At 58.6% G+C, this 13,592-nt stretch carries 22 protein-coding genes; 1 reads left to right on the top strand and 21 read right to left on the bottom strand.

The window, feature by feature from the left end:
- Positions 1-8 precede the first annotated feature (8 nt).
- On the top strand, positions 9-431 hold the full coding sequence (locus DIE29_RS03105; protein ID WP_114649188.1) for an EamA family transporter: 423 nt from the start codon (positions 9-11) through the stop codon (positions 429-431).
- Positions 432-439: 8 nt separating this feature from the next.
- Here the strand turns inward: DIE29_RS03105 and DIE29_RS03100 are convergent, their stop codons facing one another.
- The 21 genes from DIE29_RS03100 to DIE29_RS03005 form a co-directional block, all read right to left on the bottom strand.
- Positions 440-757, bottom strand: coding sequence for a DUF190 domain-containing protein (locus DIE29_RS03100; protein WP_114649187.1), 318 nt, complete (start codon positions 755-757; stop codon positions 440-442).
- 14 nt (positions 758-771) lie between these two features.
- On the bottom strand, positions 772-1,155 hold the full coding sequence (gene crcB, locus DIE29_RS03095; protein WP_114649186.1) for a fluoride efflux transporter CrcB: 384 nt from the start codon (positions 1,153-1,155) through the stop codon (positions 772-774).
- 100 nt (positions 1,156-1,255) lie between these two features.
- A complete protein-coding gene (locus tag DIE29_RS03090; RefSeq protein ID WP_114649185.1) occupies positions 1,256-1,591 on the bottom strand; it encodes a TraR/DksA family transcriptional regulator in 336 nt (111 codons plus the stop codon).
- A gap of 16 nt (positions 1,592-1,607) precedes the next feature.
- Positions 1,608-2,471 (bottom strand): universal stress protein, encoded by an 864-nt coding sequence (locus tag DIE29_RS03085; protein ID WP_114649184.1) that lies wholly within the window; start codon positions 2,469-2,471, stop codon positions 1,608-1,610.
- 14 nt (positions 2,472-2,485) lie between these two features.
- Positions 2,486-3,961, bottom strand: a complete 1,476-nt coding sequence (locus DIE29_RS03080) for a SulP family inorganic anion transporter (protein ID WP_114650245.1) — start codon at positions 3,959-3,961, stop codon at positions 2,486-2,488.
- A 262-nt stretch (positions 3,962-4,223) separates the two neighbouring features.
- Positions 4,224-5,258: an IS630 family transposase gene (locus tag DIE29_RS03075; RefSeq protein WP_114649170.1), complete on the bottom strand. Its 1,035-nt coding sequence runs from the start codon at positions 5,256-5,258 to the stop codon at positions 4,224-4,226.
- A 230-nt stretch (positions 5,259-5,488) separates the two neighbouring features.
- Positions 5,489-5,956 (bottom strand): GNAT family N-acetyltransferase, encoded by a 468-nt coding sequence (locus tag DIE29_RS03070; protein WP_114649183.1) that lies wholly within the window; start codon positions 5,954-5,956, stop codon positions 5,489-5,491.
- Complete coding sequence (locus tag DIE29_RS03065) at positions 5,953-6,177, bottom strand: GyrI-like domain-containing protein (RefSeq protein WP_205409771.1); 225 nt, start codon at positions 6,175-6,177, stop codon at positions 5,953-5,955. The genes DIE29_RS03070 and DIE29_RS03065 overlap by 4 nt, the downstream gene beginning before the upstream one ends.
- 26 nt (positions 6,178-6,203) lie before the next feature.
- Complete coding sequence (locus tag DIE29_RS03060) at positions 6,204-7,238, bottom strand: IS630 family transposase (RefSeq protein WP_114649170.1); 1,035 nt, start codon at positions 7,236-7,238, stop codon at positions 6,204-6,206.
- A 29-nt stretch (positions 7,239-7,267) separates the two neighbouring features.
- Complete coding sequence (locus DIE29_RS03055; RefSeq protein WP_205409770.1) at positions 7,268-7,492, bottom strand: hypothetical protein; 225 nt, start codon at positions 7,490-7,492, stop codon at positions 7,268-7,270.
- Positions 7,493-7,803: 311 nt separating this feature from the next.
- Positions 7,804-8,424, bottom strand: a complete 621-nt coding sequence (locus DIE29_RS03050; RefSeq protein WP_114649182.1) for a DUF5710 domain-containing protein — start codon at positions 8,422-8,424, stop codon at positions 7,804-7,806.
- A gap of 9 nt (positions 8,425-8,433) precedes the next feature.
- Entirely contained in the window at positions 8,434-9,099 is a 666-nt protein-coding gene (locus DIE29_RS03045) for a hypothetical protein (protein WP_114649181.1), read from the bottom strand.
- A gap of 30 nt (positions 9,100-9,129) precedes the next feature.
- Complete coding sequence (locus tag DIE29_RS03040; protein ID WP_114649180.1) at positions 9,130-9,516, bottom strand: hypothetical protein; 387 nt, start codon at positions 9,514-9,516, stop codon at positions 9,130-9,132.
- A gap of 88 nt (positions 9,517-9,604) precedes the next feature.
- Positions 9,605-9,874, bottom strand: a complete 270-nt coding sequence (locus DIE29_RS03035) for a hypothetical protein (RefSeq protein WP_114649179.1) — start codon at positions 9,872-9,874, stop codon at positions 9,605-9,607.
- Complete coding sequence (locus DIE29_RS03030) at positions 9,861-10,325, bottom strand: putative molybdenum carrier protein (RefSeq protein WP_114649178.1); 465 nt, start codon at positions 10,323-10,325, stop codon at positions 9,861-9,863. The genes DIE29_RS03035 and DIE29_RS03030 overlap by 14 nt, the downstream gene beginning before the upstream one ends.
- Before the next feature lie 11 nt (positions 10,326-10,336).
- On the bottom strand, positions 10,337-10,600 hold the full coding sequence (locus DIE29_RS14680) for a hypothetical protein (protein ID WP_205409769.1): 264 nt from the start codon (positions 10,598-10,600) through the stop codon (positions 10,337-10,339).
- The gene (locus tag DIE29_RS14675; protein ID WP_205409768.1) at positions 10,597-10,959 is read right to left on the bottom strand and encodes a hypothetical protein; all 363 of its coding nucleotides are present in this window, start codon (positions 10,957-10,959) and stop codon (positions 10,597-10,599) included. The genes DIE29_RS14680 and DIE29_RS14675 overlap by 4 nt, the downstream gene beginning before the upstream one ends.
- 47 nt (positions 10,960-11,006) lie before the next feature.
- On the bottom strand, positions 11,007-11,378 hold the full coding sequence (locus tag DIE29_RS03020) for a hypothetical protein (RefSeq protein ID WP_039920601.1): 372 nt from the start codon (positions 11,376-11,378) through the stop codon (positions 11,007-11,009).
- A gap of 22 nt (positions 11,379-11,400) precedes the next feature.
- Positions 11,401-12,084, bottom strand: coding sequence for a GIY-YIG nuclease family protein (locus DIE29_RS03015; RefSeq protein WP_114649177.1), 684 nt, complete (start codon positions 12,082-12,084; stop codon positions 11,401-11,403).
- Entirely contained in the window at positions 12,081-12,800 is a 720-nt protein-coding gene (locus DIE29_RS03010; protein ID WP_114649176.1) for a hypothetical protein, read from the bottom strand. The genes DIE29_RS03015 and DIE29_RS03010 overlap by 4 nt, the downstream gene beginning before the upstream one ends.
- A complete protein-coding gene (locus DIE29_RS03005; protein ID WP_237269498.1) occupies positions 12,797-13,534 on the bottom strand; it encodes a hypothetical protein in 738 nt (245 codons plus the stop codon). The genes DIE29_RS03010 and DIE29_RS03005 overlap by 4 nt, the downstream gene beginning before the upstream one ends.
- Positions 13,535-13,592: the final 58 nt, after the last annotated feature.

Genomic DNA, 13,592 nt, shown 5'->3' with positions numbered 1-13,592 from the left:
GGATCATCATGGAAAAATGGGTCTTCTACGCCTTCGTGTCGATGTTCTTCGCGGGCTTCACGTCGGTGATCGCCAAGATGGGCCTGGCAGGTATTTCGGGCGAACTGGGGCTGACCATCCGCACGCTCTTCGTGTGTGGGTTCGTGCTGATCTTTGCCTGGCTGGCAGTGCCGTTTCAGGAGTTGGCCTTGGTCGGTCAGCGCAATTTGCTGTGGCTGGGGCTGTCCGGCGTAACCACTGCCCTGTCCTGGATTTTTTACTACAAGGCGCTCAAGGTCGGCGACGTGGCCACGGTGGCGCTGATCGACAAGGGCAGCGTGGTCGTCGCCATGCTGCTGGCCTGGCTGCTGCTGCGCGAAGTCATCACCTGGCGCATGGTGGTCGGCGCCGCGCTGATCGTGGCGGGATTGCTGGTCATCGCCCGCAGATAGAACCGGCTTCAGACGTCGCCAGTCATGCCGAACTCGATGGGCGTCTTGACGTAGAAAACCCGTACGTTCTCCTCCCGCAGGCGCGCGAACAGGCGCTCCGCTTCATCGGCGGTCACCGCCATGGTGACCTCCAGCGGCTGGTCGGCCTGCTCGAAGAAATGTGAGGAATGGATGCGGCCCGCGTGCCCATAGCCCTCGTCGGCCGTCGTCAGGGTCGCCCCGCGCAGCCCCAGCCGCCGGGCTTCTTCGAGCAGCCACTCGCCAAGCGGCGTGCATCCATGCCGCCGATCCTGCTGGGTGAAAAACGTCAGTTGGTAGCCTTGCATGCCCGTCTCCTGAATCAGAATCGTTTGAAAGCCGCGACCGTTCCAAGGCCGATCAGGGTCATCAGCAGCGAACCGCCGACATGAACTGTGATGGCCGTCGCCGCCATAGCAAGTCGTCCCTGCTGGACCAAGGTCGTGACTTCGGCGGAAAAGGTCGAGAACGTGGTCAGCCCGCCGAGAAAGCCGGTAATGATCAGCAAACGCCACTCGGGCGCCAGGTTCGGCGCAGCGGCAAAGACCGCCAACGCGACGCCGATCAGGTAGCCCCCGATCAGGTTGGCGGCCACTGTGCCCGGTGGGATCGCGGGAAACAGCATGTTGAGCGATAGGCCCAGCAGCCACCGCGATACGGCACCGAGCGAGGCACCGACGCTGATGGCAAGTATGGAATGGAGCATGCCCTGTCCTCATGGTTTCTTGTTGTGGTTACCTCAGCAAACACAAGATACCGCTTACCGAAGCCAAACCGCGCTGCCGTTGAGCATCAATCTGGCGTTTTCACTGACGCGCTGCGGCGCATTCTTGGCAGAAGACGACAGCCGGATCGGCGTTCAACCGTTCTGGCTCCAAATTGCCGTGACAGGCGCAGCACAGCCCATAGGTGCCAGAGTCGAGGCGGGCCAGTGCAGCCTCGACCTTGCGTTTACGAATAGTCAGCCGCTCCAACAATCCTTGAGCGAGGGCTTGTTGTTGGAGAGCGTCTATACGCGACACCCTGCCGACACTGGATTGATCCAGTTCGACCGGCGCAGCCGACTGCTGCGCCTGCTGAAGCGCCCCAATCGTTTCTTTTTGCTCTATCAGCAGCTGAAGGCGGAAGTGCTCCATGTCCATTGAGGCGACTCCTTCGCTAGCGCAACAGCAGGGTAGGAATGGTCGAGGAACGCAATAGCTCAGTCGTCTTGCTGCCGAACAGCAGGCTGCGCAGCGGTGAGTGACCGAACGCCCCCATGATGAGCATGTCGATGGACTGCGCTTTCACCGTCTTGGCAATGATGCTTTCCGCATCGCCGGGGATCAGCGAGGCGGTCACATCGAAGCCTGCCACTTCCAAGGTGGTCTTGGCCCAGTCAAGTTGCTTGGGGGCATCTGGACTTTCCTTGCCCGACATCAGCAGATAGATCGGCAGACCACGGAACAGCGGGCTGCCCGCAACCATCTCGACGCCACGCCGGGTCACGTTGCCGCCATCGAAGGCAATCATCACGCGCTGCGGCTCTTTGAAGCCTTCCGTTACGGTCAGGCTCGGCTTGTGCAGGGCGCGCACGACGCGCTCGACGTTTCGGCCAAGGTCGCGTTGGGTGGTCTCTGCGGCTTCGCCACGGCGACCCAAAACCAGCAGGCGCACGCCCTCAGCCTGCTCTGCAAGCGTTTCCTCCAGTTCGCCGTGCCGCTGACGAACATCGACCAGTGTGGCCCCGGCAGCAATAGCCCGCTCGCGCAGTCGGTTGAGGAAGAGGCGGCCTTGTTCGCGGGCATGCTTGGTGCGAGCCTCGTCGTCGGCGGAGAGCTTGGTCAGCAGATTTTCCTGGGCGTCGATGCCGATGGCCCCACTGTGATCCTCGCTCGATCCCAATTCTGGATGGCGGTCGATGACGTGCAGGAACTCCAGTGGCGCATCCATGCGCCGAGCTGCCCAGGCAGCGTAGTCGGCCACGTAATCGGCGAAGTGGGATTGATCCACGCAGGCCAGCACTTTGTTTTCGTTCTTCATGATCCGGTTTCCTTTCAGTGGCCCATCAGCATGTCGTCGGCACCGTTCTTGTCATGCACGGCGAACTTGTCCACCAGTGTGGCGCTGGCTTCGTTCAAACCGATGACCTCCACCTCGGTGGCTTCACGGCGGAACTTGATGACCACCTTGTCCAGGGCGCTGACGGCGGTGATGTCCCAGAAATGGGCGCGGCTCACGTCGATGCGCACTTTTTCGATGACTTCCTTGTAGTCGAAGGCATTGATGAATCGATCCGCCGAAGCGAAGAACACCTGACCGGTGATGGTGTAGCTGCGCACGCGGCCTTCGTTCTCGGTGCGAGAGGTGACGCGCAGGATCTGGCCGACCTTGTGTGCGAAGAAGAAGCCTGACAGCAGCACGCCGACCAGCACGCCCTTCGCCAAGTCGTGGGTGCCGACTGTCACTACCACGGTGGCCAGCATCACCACGCTGGAGCTTTTGGGATGCTCGCGCAGGTTGCGGATGGAGGCCCAGTTGAAGGTGCCGATGGACACCATGATCATCACCGCAACCAGGGCCGCCATCGGAATCTGCGCGACCCAGTCGCCGATGAAGACCACCATCAGCAGCAGAAACACGCCTGCGGCCAGTGTGGAGAGTCGGCCACGGCCACCGGATTTCACGTTGATGACCGACTGGCCGATCATGGCGCAGCCTGCCATACCCCCCAGGAAGCCCGAGGCGATATTGGCCACACCCTGCCCCACACATTCGCGGTTCTTGTTGCTGTTGGAGTCGGTCAGGTCATCGACGATGGAGGCTGTCATCATGGACTCCAGCAGGCCGACGACTGCCAAGGTGGCCGAGACCGGGAAGATGATCGCCAACGTTTCAAGGTTCAGCGGTACATCCGGCAGCAGGAACACCGGCAGGCTGTCGGGCAGCTGGCCCATGTCGCCCACGGTACGAATATCGAGGCCGAGGAAGATCGCGGCGCCGGTCAGCACGACGATGGCAACCAGCGGCGACGGCACGGCCTTGGTGATGTAGGGAAAGCCGTAGATGATGCCGAGGCCCGCCGCCGTCATGGCGTAGACGTGCCACGTTACATTGGTCAGTTCGGGCAACTGCGCCATGAAGATCAGGATGGCCAGCGCATTGACGAAGCCGGTGATGACGGAGCGCGAGACGAATCGCATCAAGGCACCGAGCCTGAGCCAGCCAGCGATGATCTGGAGCACGCCAGTCAGGACTGTGGCGGCCAGCAGATATTGCAAGCCGTGCTCTTTGACGAGCGTGACCATCAGCAGCGCCATCGCGCCCGTGGCTGCGGACACCATGCCTGGACGGCCTCCGGTGAATGCAATGACCGTGGCGATGCAGAACGAGGCGTAGAGGCCGACCTTGGGATCGACGCCGGCAATGATCGAGAAGGCGATGGCTTCGGGGATCAGTGCCAGCGCGACAACGATGCCCGCTAGCAGGTCGTTTCGGACATTGGATAGCCAGTCCTGGCGTAAGGATTTCATCATTCTTCTATTCCGTGGTGGTTGCCAGCCAGTGTTGGCGGTTGGGGCGAACGCAAGCGCGTCTTCCCGGCCAGCGGAATAGAGAACGAACCCCGAGTGATCCGGGGCCAGCAAGACGCAGTGAATCGGACGTGCAGCCTCGTGCGAGCGTGGTGTGCGGTTGAAGCTGGCTCGCAGCGAGAAAGAGGCTTACACGGGTAGGAACTCCGATAGTGGCTTGCTGATCCTTTGTGAAGATATACTAACTTTTCAATAAGTAGTGTCAGCCCAGGATATAGCGGCACTCTGGCTGCCTAAAAAATGACTTCACGAGTTCGGGGAGCTTCTGGATGCTACGCAAAGCACGGAGTGCGAGTCGCTTCATCTCCTCGGCGCTCTCGACCAACTGGCTCGAAACCTTCCGCTTCACATGAGCCCAGACTGTTTCGTCCGGGTTCAGCTGCGGCGAGTAAGGCGGCAAATAGAACAACTTGAGCTTGCCGTCCAAGCTCTCGATGTAGCTCTTGACCATCTTTGCCTTGTGAATCGGATGACCATCGACGATCAGAAAGACCGGTTTCTCGGCATTGAGCATCAAGCGCTTGAGGAACTCGACGAACACTTTCGCACCGACCGAGCCCTCATGCAGCATGAACCGAAATTCGCCCTGCGTGCCGACGGCCGAGATCATGTTCAGCGAGAAGCGCCGACCCGTCGCCTGCACCACCGGCGTCCGGCCTTGTGGCGCCCAAGTCGTGCCGGTGTGGTAGTCCGAGCGGATGCCCGACTCGTCGCCAAAGTAGATCGTTGCTCCGAGCCGCTTGGCTTCAGCGCGAATCGCGGGGTAGGTCTCCGTCTCCCAAGTGCGCACCAGGACGGGGTCTTGCTGCCACGCCTGGTAGAGCGGCTTCTGGGCGCTGAAACCCAGGATCTTCATCAGGCGGTGAACCGAGGAGACCGACAGCTCTTTCTTGAATTGGCGTTTGATCAAGTGACGAATCAGAGACAGCGTCCACAAGCCGAACTCGAACTTGAACTGCTGCGGGTTGTGGTCACGAACCGCATTGGCAATCCACGAAAGCTCCTCGGCGCTGAGTTTGCTCGGGCGTCCCGGAATCGGCTTGGCGAGCAATGCGTTCTGTCCGCCATTGGCAAAATCGGCGAGCCACCGGAAAACGCTGCGCTCATTCACGCCATACGCCGCCGCGACGCTTTGCACCGTCTGCCCGTCACGTACCGCTTTGACGGCCTGCTGCCGCATGACCTGCAAGGTGTGATGATCGAGAGCTCGGCCGTCGGAAAGTCGTTTGCATTTCATAGGCCATATTATCGCTCACATGACACTACTTATGGGAAACTCAGTAATTGTATCTGTATAGCGGCGACGCATCAACACTCGGTGTCAGGTTTAGCAATGCCGAACCTGATCTAGTTGCCAATATTGTTCTATCGTCGTTTCCTGACAGACTTCCATGAGGCAATTGCTTCATCATGTCCACTTAATGCCTTGGTCGTTCATGCTGCCACTCTGCCGGATGGCTCCATCTTCTATGCTCGACCGAGACGCCATGCAAATGCCCAGTAGGGATCACCTGACGAGGGAGGCATAAGTCGCAGCCAGCCCAAAGCATCGAAAAAGGCTTGGGCCTGGAGGTTATCAGCCGCCACATAGGCCCTCCAGTTGATGCGCTGCATCCTTGCAGGCAAAGCAAGCAATGTTTCCCCGGCGCGCCGCCCCCAACCCTGGCGGCGGCGCGCCGGATCGACGGCAAAATCACTAATGACCCAGGCATTATTGTCTTGATCGGGAACCAATCCCACAACAGCCGCTAGCGCATCATCGACAAAAAAAGACCATTGCTCTCCTTCGACATCCGTTAATACGTGAGTAAGCCATTCCTCATCCACTGGTCCAAGCTGGCGATGCTGTTGCTCATCGGCAAACCAAGCCTGATAGACAGGAAAATCTGCCTCGACAAAGCGGCGAACCGTCAAGGTGCTTTGCTGGAGACTCATTCAAGCACACCAATCTGGATTTCAATGCGATTTTTGTCGGATTCAGGTCCGTGCCATTCATGATAAACCTCACGACTTTCATTGCTTGGAGCAAGGCCCGCATCCTCAATGCTGCGAAGCAACGTCTGGTATCCGTGGGTGAACAATCTATCCAGAGGACCTTTGAACATGAAGCAAGCGCAGCAAAAAGCCGGCAGTATCGGCAAATCATTGCCTTTCACAGTTACTAACTTTTCAATAAGTAGTGTCAGCCCAGGATATAGCGGCACTCTGGCTGCCTAAAAAATGACTTCACGAGTTCGGGGAGCTTCTGGATGCTACGCAAAGCACGGAGTGCGAGTCGCTTCATCTCCTCGGCGCTCTCGACCAACTGGCTCGAAACCTTCCGCTTCACATGAGCCCAGACTGTTTCGTCCGGGTTCAGCTGCGGCGAGTAAGGCGGCAAATAGAACAACTTGAGCTTGCCGTCCAAGCTCTCGATGTAGCTCTTGACCATCTTTGCCTTGTGAATCGGATGACCATCGACGATCAGAAAGACCGGTTTCTCGGCATTGAGCATCAAGCGCTTGAGGAACTCGACGAACACTTTCGCACCGACCGAGCCCTCATGCAGCATGAACCGAAATTCGCCCTGCGTGCCGACGGCCGAGATCATGTTCAGCGAGAAGCGCCGACCCGTCGCCTGCACCACCGGCGTCCGGCCTTGTGGCGCCCAAGTCGTGCCGGTGTGGTAGTCCGAGCGGATGCCCGACTCGTCGCCAAAGTAGATCGTTGCTCCGAGCCGCTTGGCTTCAGCGCGAATCGCGGGGTAGGTCTCCGTCTCCCAAGTGCGCACCAGGACGGGGTCTTGCTGCCACGCCTGGTAGAGCGGCTTCTGGGCGCTGAAACCCAGGATCTTCATCAGGCGGTGAACCGAGGAGACCGACAGCTCTTTCTTGAATTGGCGTTTGATCAAGTGACGAATCAGAGACAGCGTCCACAAGCCGAACTCGAACTTGAACTGCTGCGGGTTGTGGTCACGAACCGCATTGGCAATCCACGAAAGCTCCTCGGCGCTGAGTTTGCTCGGGCGTCCCGGAATCGGCTTGGCGAGCAATGCGTTCTGTCCGCCATTGGCAAAATCGGCGAGCCACCGGAAAACGCTGCGCTCATTCACGCCATACGCCGCCGCGACGCTTTGCACCGTCTGCCCGTCACGTACCGCTTTGACGGCCTGCTGCCGCATGACCTGCAAGGTGTGATGATCGAGAGCTCGGCCGTCGGAAAGTCGTTTGCATTTCATAGGCCATATTATCGCTCACATGACACTACTTATGGGAAACTCAGTAAACAAAAGGTCAATTCAAATTCTGTATGAGCGTCCTGGGGCATTGAACGTGCAACAAAAATCGACGACCCATTTACGACAAGCCGACGCGCTTGAACCTCTGCACGCATGCTCTCGTATGCCTGTGCTGCCTGTTCGCCAATCTGCGGAATGGTCATGCGCACTTTGCGCTGCAATGCAGTCATTGCTTCTGTTGTATGAATGTTCATGATTTCCTCCTAATTCGTCATGATGTCAAATTAACAGCCGCTGCGCTTCAGTGGAATCCGAGCTGATATGCCATCAAGAGAAGGTGAGATGCTGCTTGAGAGACCATGGTCGACTCCAAGTGTTAACGCCAAAATGACCCGTCCGACAACCAAATCAACCTGCACGACCAGATCAGAAAGATGCCCCCCCCCGAAAGCGAGCACAGAAAGCAAGATGGCGCAGACCACTACCCAGCGCCTTGGCCGCAATCCCGATAAACGCAGTAAACTCCACAGCAACAGGCTCATCGATTCCCGGAGGGCTAGCATGATTAGGCCCGCCGCATGTATTCAAAGAGGTGATCGCCATAAGCCGTGCTGCCATTGCAGCCAAACGGTTCGGCAAACTCGTGCAGGACGATCAGGGAAGCGGCACGCTTATCCATCGGGAAGAACGCTCCCTGCGGCTCGCAGTACATCTCGAAGTCCCCTTGCTTCATGCCGCAGTTTTCGCAGTGGTTCATCCAGTACGAGCTTTGCGTGGTCTTGCTGAAATCGACGCGGTAGTGCCGCGAGAATGCTTTGATGCGTGCCGCCACGGCGGGGAGAAGATCGGTGACGTAGTGAACGATGGTTGGCTCGTCATACCAATACCACGCATCCCGCTCATCGTCCTCTTCGTCGGGTTCCAGCGTTTCATGCCCGGAAGGCAGAATGAACCCGAACACGCTTGTGTGTTCGCTGCACTTCCAGCACGGCTTGGTGGTCTGGGCGATGAAATAGCTGCTTGAGCGAACGCCTATGTCCGGCTCGCTCGGCAACCAACGCCCGAATGCGCCCGCATCTACGCCGTCTGGCACATACCAGAGCTTGCGCTCACCGTCCCAGCGTGCGCCAAGCCGCTTGGCCTCATCCTTCGCGGCGAAGGGTACTGCGAGGTCGATGCGTGGCATACCGCCTCCTCAATCCAGTCCTTTCGCTTCCCAGCCCTGGCTGGTCAGCTTGATGGCGTGCTTGGATTCCTTGCTGCCAACGCCGTCGAGGATGCTCTTCACGACCGGGAAAGCCGCTTGCACCTCGGACTTCTTGGCCCAGTCGGCGAGGTTGTTGACCTTGTAGGTGTAGGTGATGCCCGCCTCTTGGTAGTCGCCGAACTTCATCGGCCCTTCCCACTTCACGATCTTGTCCAGCGCCTTTTTGCCCCAACACAGATCGGTTTGCTTCTCGGTGGTCTTGCCGTTGAGGCCAATGGAGGCGACTTCCTTCTCCTGCGCGAAGGGCTTGGCCGCATCGGTCAGGGTGTAGCGCTTGATCTTGGCTTTAGCACCTGTGGGCTTGCCCATGATCCCCATGATGTCCACCTCGGTGTCCTCGCCCTTGACCAAGCCAGCAGCCTCAAGCGCGGCCATCTGGTTGGCGCTCCCGGCCTGCATGGTCTTTTGCAGGCGCAAGTCCATCTCGGACAGGTCAACCGGCCAACGCTTGGTGTTGAGGCAGAGGTCGCCCTTCTTGTCGAAATACTGCGTCATGGCCGCACCGAAATTCTTTTCGTTGGCGTCGGTCTTGCTGCCGCAGGCGGTGAGTGTGGCGACGCTGAGGGCGGCAATGATGGCGATGTTCTTCTGCATGAATTTCCCTTGTGGTTGTGAATGGAGTTACTACTGATCCCAAGCGTCAATGGTCAGGGCCGCATCGGTCAGGCAGGTGCGGATGCTCTCGGGTCGCAGGTTGACCTTGCCCATCCAGCCGGGAGGCTGGGCGTACTCTTCACCGTCATCCATGCCGAACACCCAGATGCCATCGTCAGCAGGCTTGATGGCGTCACCCGTGATGAGCGGCAGCACGATGTCTGCCGTGGACGTGTAGCGGTTCGGATAGCCGTCGCCGCGCAGCTTGGTGGCCTTGCCTTCCTCGACCAGCTTTTCCAGCCAGCGAATGCCACCAACGCCCGTTTCCCACTCCGCGAGAACTGACTTCTTGCGGTCAATGATGGCGTCCCGTTCTTCCGGTGTTTGCGTTGAAACGACGATCCAGTAGCCGAGCATGATTGGGTCAGGTGGTTGAAATTGCAGAATAATCGCATGAGCGCGAAGAGGGTGTGAATGGGATGACCAAATTTGAAGCGAGTGCAGTTCAGTCTTGTCCTGCAAACCTAGCCACGCCCGCAGCCAGAGCCTCCAATTCACTGTGATAGGTTGTTGATGGGCCGCTGATAATGCAGGGCTCGGTTTCACCATCACCTTCCACCGTCCACAGCTCCCAGGTTCCGTCGTTTTTCCAGCTGGGGATGGCGGTGTAGGGTTTGTCTTTCAGCGCAGCCAGCGCGGCATCCACATCGGGGCGAATCTGCAACTCACCCGAGTAGATATAAGGTGTCGCGCAGCGGGCATCATATCGATTCATGTTCTGTACTCCAGAAAAGCTCCAGTAGCGCGCTCGCCTGCAGGTAAATACCGGGGTTGCGTGCTTCACTCGGGCCAGCAATGTTGAGAATAGCGATGGCATGACCAACCAGCCAGTCTTGCCATGCCGCCAACAGCTCTTCTGTAGGGTCATGCAAATCGCACAGCAGCAGCGGCTTGCCGTGTCCCGTCGCCAGATCGCGAGTGAGCAAACTGCCACCTTCGAGCCTGTCCCGGTGAAGGATCAGTGTGGCATCCGCATCCAGCACATTGCGTTTGGTGCGCTGGCGATAGCCGATGGATTCGGTCTCCATCAACTGGTAGCGAGCATCCAGTACGCCATCAGCGGCCCGTCGGCCTGCCGGGCACCAGCCGCCGTGCGGAATCTGCCGGGCAACGGCGAAATCCGGCGCTGCCCGGTCTACGCCGGTTTGGCCGCCGGAGATGTTCATTAGAACGCCAATCAATCCAGACCCTTTGCTTCCCAGCCTTGGCTGGTCAGCTTGACGGCGTGCTTGGATTCCTTGTTGCCAACACCATCGAGAATGCTCTTGACCATCGGGAAAGCGGCTTGCACCTCGGGCTTCTTGGCCCAGTCGGCAAGGTTGTTGACCTTATAGGTGTAGGTGATGCCTGCCTCCTGGTGGTCACCGAGCTTCATCGGGCCTTCCCACTTCACCACCTTGTCGAGGCTCTTCTGTCCCCAGCACAGATCAGTCTGGGTCACCGCTGGGAACCGTTCAAACCCCAACTGGTTGCTTCCTTCTCCCGGACAAAGGGTTTGGCGGCATCGGTCAGCGAACAACGCTGTCCCTTGTCCGCAGCTTCGCACTTCACCAGCCCGGCGGCCTCAAGCGCGGCCATCTGATTGGCTGTACCGCTTTGCATGGTCTTCTGAAGACGCATGTCCATTTCGGTGACCGCCACCGGGAAGTCGCGGTACTGGTTGAGGCACAACTGCCCCTTTTTCTCGAAATACTGGCTCAGCGCCGCACCGAAGTTCTTTTCGTTTGCATCGGTTTTGCCACCACAAGCGGCGAGCGTGACGGTGCCGAGTACGGCGAGGATGGCAAGCTGTTTGGACATAGGCATGAACTCCCTGTTCTTGTTGGTGAATATGAATGAAAGTGGTATTAGGACAGATCCCAGACTTCGATGGTCAGCACCTTGTCGGGCGGACAGGCGGCAATCTTGCCGTGATGCAAGATGACGTCGCGAGCCCGGTTGGCGGGCATCACATGGTCGTCGCCGATGACGGCAGGATCGTTGCGCGCTGGCGGGCCGTTCTCGATGATCGGCAGGACATCACTGGCCTTGGCCGTGTAACGGTTGGGATAGCCTCCCGACAGCAGTTGTACCGCCTTGCCTTCATCAACCAGCCGCTGCACCCAGCCATTTCCGCCGACACTGGTTTCCCAGTTCGCCAGCACCGCATCCCTTCGACCAATGCCTGTATCCCGCTCCTCGGGCGTCTGGGCGGCAATGACGATCCACCATCCGATCATGCTTTCCTTCCTTCGTCTTCGATCACAACGGAGTTCGACTGGCAACAAACAACTCGACAGGCGTGATGCCACGCTCGACCAGTTCCAGCAGGGGGAGAGACGCGGCAAAGACTTCCATTGCAGGCCAGCGATTCGGCTGGCCTGTTGGGTTTTCTGGCTGCGGCAACCGTCCCCAGTTATGGGCATCGGGAGCTTCGAAGCCCGCCTCAACCGCCAATTTCAGCCAGTAGCCCTCAAATCGGGATGCATAACTCTGGTCGCCATCAACCCATGAGAGAACGGTCGCACGAACCTCGGCCTGTTCGCGAACGGCCCACTCGAAGAGAGCGAACGAGGCATGGCCGGGGCGATGCCGACGCAGATGCTCGCGAAATCGACGTTTGAGATTTACCGTCTGCCCGATGTAGCAGGCTTTTCGCTCGCCATTCCGGCTATGCGCCGTCAGCGCATAAATCCAGTATCCGCGTGAACGGCTGACCGGGACGGCGCCCGTGCCAATCGAACATTCCGGCCTTGTAGGAAATGCGCCGCCGGCAAACGCGAAACGAATCCGGAACCGCTTCCCATCAGGCCCAAGCAACCCGATGTAATCACGCCCATTCCTTATCACTGTCAGGCCGAGAGCTTCTGCACGCTCAAGCAGTTCTTGCTTCGTGTTGATTTGCCCAGAGGAGATGGCGGCTTGCAACGTGGCTTTCATCGTCATGAAACACTTGCGGCCTCGTTTTCATCGCCGTAGTAGCTTTCGCCTGCCGCTTGCTCGTTCCGCCAATAGCGGATCGTCTCGTCGATGCTTGCCCTATCGTGAGCCTCGATCTCCTCCCAGACACCATGCTGTTTCCAGTCATCGAAGGTCTGCTCATGCAGTTTTTCCGCGACCTCGGCAAGAGCCATTTTCGGATCAAACAGCTCTTCGTGGTCGATGCCCGAATTGAACCAGTCGTCAGGGGCGTATCCATTGGGCAGATCGCAAAAGCGCCACCATCCGCGATAGGTCTCAGGCGTGCGGCGGGCGCAGTCGGCAAGATACTCGGCCTCATCCTTGTCCGACCATTTACCCCGTTCAATCCGTGAGCCACGGTAGGCATCACGGTCATGGAAGAAGCATTCGTGCATTCTGGGATCGTGTTTCGCCCAGTCGTAAAAGTCACAACCGATGCCCGACTGTCCCCACCGCATAACGGTTCGCACGACGGCAGACTTCGACGTGCCGAACACCCATTCGTATTCGCGCAAGAAGGTCTGTCCGCTGGTTACGCCTTTGCCCTCGCAGGCAAGTTCGAATTGGCCCTTGTGTTCCTCCCAGAATTGCTCAAGCTCATCGAGTGTCCGCAGGGTGGCAAACATGACGCCATCCTCAAGCAAGACGCGCTCGGGCAACTTGATGTCCACAGGCAACAGCGGCTTTTTCTTCGGCTTCATCGAACTGGCATCCCAAGTTGGGCAGAAGGGTAGTCAACGCTTGCCAGTGCCTCTTGCTCACGCACCAATGGCAGGTGATCACGCGGCACCGCCTCGGACGACACCCAATCGGTTTCTCCAATCGCGAGGAAGCGGTCAATCGCAGCTTCGATAGCTGCTTGATTGATGACCTCCACATCCAGGACGATACGAAGGCCAATCCCGTAGGCATAGCTCCAGTCGAGCTTGAACGATTCGTAGATCACAGGCGGCTCGTCGCGAATGATGGCTGTTTCCAGCAGGTCGATCTGCTCGGAGAGTGTCCGTCCGTCGAACTGTACGTACCGAACAGGTTCTCGCTTCACCATCCGATAGGTGAGGACCTTCCCCGTGCGCGAGACATCGGCTGGCTCGAAATCCAGCTTTGGTTCCCTGTCCAGGTCGGCGTCTCCCAGTGCTGCGTAGGCCCGCGAGGACGCCTCGTTGTGCGCGGCATCCCAGAACGCTTGCCGTGCCGTCACAATCTCGGCGTTCCAGATCGTGAATCGATCCATGCCGAGGAAGTAAAAGTCGAACCATTGGTTGTACAGATCGGGGCGGCCCGGCTCGTTTAGCACGAGATGGCTGGTGAATCGCCCGCCATATTCGGCGGCGTCGCGACGCATCTTACCTTTGAGGCGGATGACCTCATCGCTTCGCTTATGCCGTGGCAAAGAGCTGAAGGGAGGGCGTTGCTTTCGATGACGCAGGCTCATGCATCCATTCCCACTGTTGCAACCCATCCAGTTTGGGTTCTCAGGCATGCAAAATCAT

It is taken from the genome of Pseudothauera hydrothermalis, assembly GCF_003345255.1.
In the GTDB taxonomy this organism is placed as follows: domain Bacteria; phylum Pseudomonadota; class Gammaproteobacteria; order Burkholderiales; family Rhodocyclaceae; genus Pseudothauera; species Pseudothauera hydrothermalis.
The sequence above is the reverse complement of the archived record's forward strand: the minus strand, read 5'-3'. Positions and strand labels throughout refer to the sequence as shown.

What these genes read in the sequence shown, in the direction of transcription:
- DIE29_RS03035 (WP_114649179.1), bottom strand. Translation starts at nt 9,874, where the DNA reads ATGAATCGATATGATGCCCGCTGCGCGACACCTTATATCTACTCGGGT.
- DIE29_RS03040 (WP_114649180.1), bottom strand. Translation starts at nt 9,516, where the DNA reads ATGCTCGGCTACTGGATCGTCGTTTCAACGCAAACACCGGAAGAACGG.
- DIE29_RS03060 (WP_114649170.1), bottom strand. Translation starts at nt 7,238, where the DNA reads ATGAAATGCAAACGACTTTCCGACGGCCGAGCTCTCGATCATCACACC.
- DIE29_RS03085 (WP_114649184.1), bottom strand. Translation starts at nt 2,471, where the DNA reads ATGAAGAACGAAAACAAAGTGCTGGCCTGCGTGGATCAATCCCACTTC.
- DIE29_RS03105 (WP_114649188.1), top strand. Translation starts at nt 9, where the DNA reads ATGGAAAAATGGGTCTTCTACGCCTTCGTGTCGATGTTCTTCGCGGGC.
- DIE29_RS03005 (WP_237269498.1), bottom strand. Translation starts at nt 13,534, where the DNA reads ATGAGCCTGCGTCATCGAAAGCAACGCCCTCCCTTCAGCTCTTTGCCA.
- DIE29_RS03055 (WP_205409770.1), bottom strand. Translation starts at nt 7,492, where the DNA reads ATGAACATTCATACAACAGAAGCAATGACTGCATTGCAGCGCAAAGTG.
- DIE29_RS03075 (WP_114649170.1), bottom strand. Translation starts at nt 5,258, where the DNA reads ATGAAATGCAAACGACTTTCCGACGGCCGAGCTCTCGATCATCACACC.
- DIE29_RS03045 (WP_114649181.1), bottom strand. Translation starts at nt 9,099, where the DNA reads ATGCAGAAGAACATCGCCATCATTGCCGCCCTCAGCGTCGCCACACTC.
- DIE29_RS03015 (WP_114649177.1), bottom strand. Translation starts at nt 12,084, where the DNA reads ATGACGATGAAAGCCACGTTGCAAGCCGCCATCTCCTCTGGGCAAATC.
- DIE29_RS03010 (WP_114649176.1), bottom strand. Translation starts at nt 12,800, where the DNA reads ATGAAGCCGAAGAAAAAGCCGCTGTTGCCTGTGGACATCAAGTTGCCC.
- DIE29_RS03050 (WP_114649182.1), bottom strand. Translation starts at nt 8,424, where the DNA reads ATGCCACGCATCGACCTCGCAGTACCCTTCGCCGCGAAGGATGAGGCC.
- DIE29_RS03030 (WP_114649178.1), bottom strand. Translation starts at nt 10,325, where the DNA reads ATGAACATCTCCGGCGGCCAAACCGGCGTAGACCGGGCAGCGCCGGAT.
- DIE29_RS03020 (WP_039920601.1), bottom strand. Translation starts at nt 11,378, where the DNA reads ATGATCGGATGGTGGATCGTCATTGCCGCCCAGACGCCCGAGGAGCGG.
- DIE29_RS03090 (WP_114649185.1), bottom strand. Translation starts at nt 1,591, where the DNA reads ATGGACATGGAGCACTTCCGCCTTCAGCTGCTGATAGAGCAAAAAGAA.
- crcB (WP_114649186.1), bottom strand. Translation starts at nt 1,155, where the DNA reads ATGCTCCATTCCATACTTGCCATCAGCGTCGGTGCCTCGCTCGGTGCC.
- DIE29_RS03070 (WP_114649183.1), bottom strand. Translation starts at nt 5,956, where the DNA reads ATGAGTCTCCAGCAAAGCACCTTGACGGTTCGCCGCTTTGTCGAGGCA.
- DIE29_RS14675 (WP_205409768.1), bottom strand. Translation starts at nt 10,959, where the DNA reads ATGTCCAAACAGCTTGCCATCCTCGCCGTACTCGGCACCGTCACGCTC.
- DIE29_RS03100 (WP_114649187.1), bottom strand. Translation starts at nt 757, where the DNA reads ATGCAAGGCTACCAACTGACGTTTTTCACCCAGCAGGATCGGCGGCAT.
- DIE29_RS03080 (WP_114650245.1), bottom strand. Translation starts at nt 3,961, where the DNA reads ATGAAATCCTTACGCCAGGACTGGCTATCCAATGTCCGAAACGACCTG.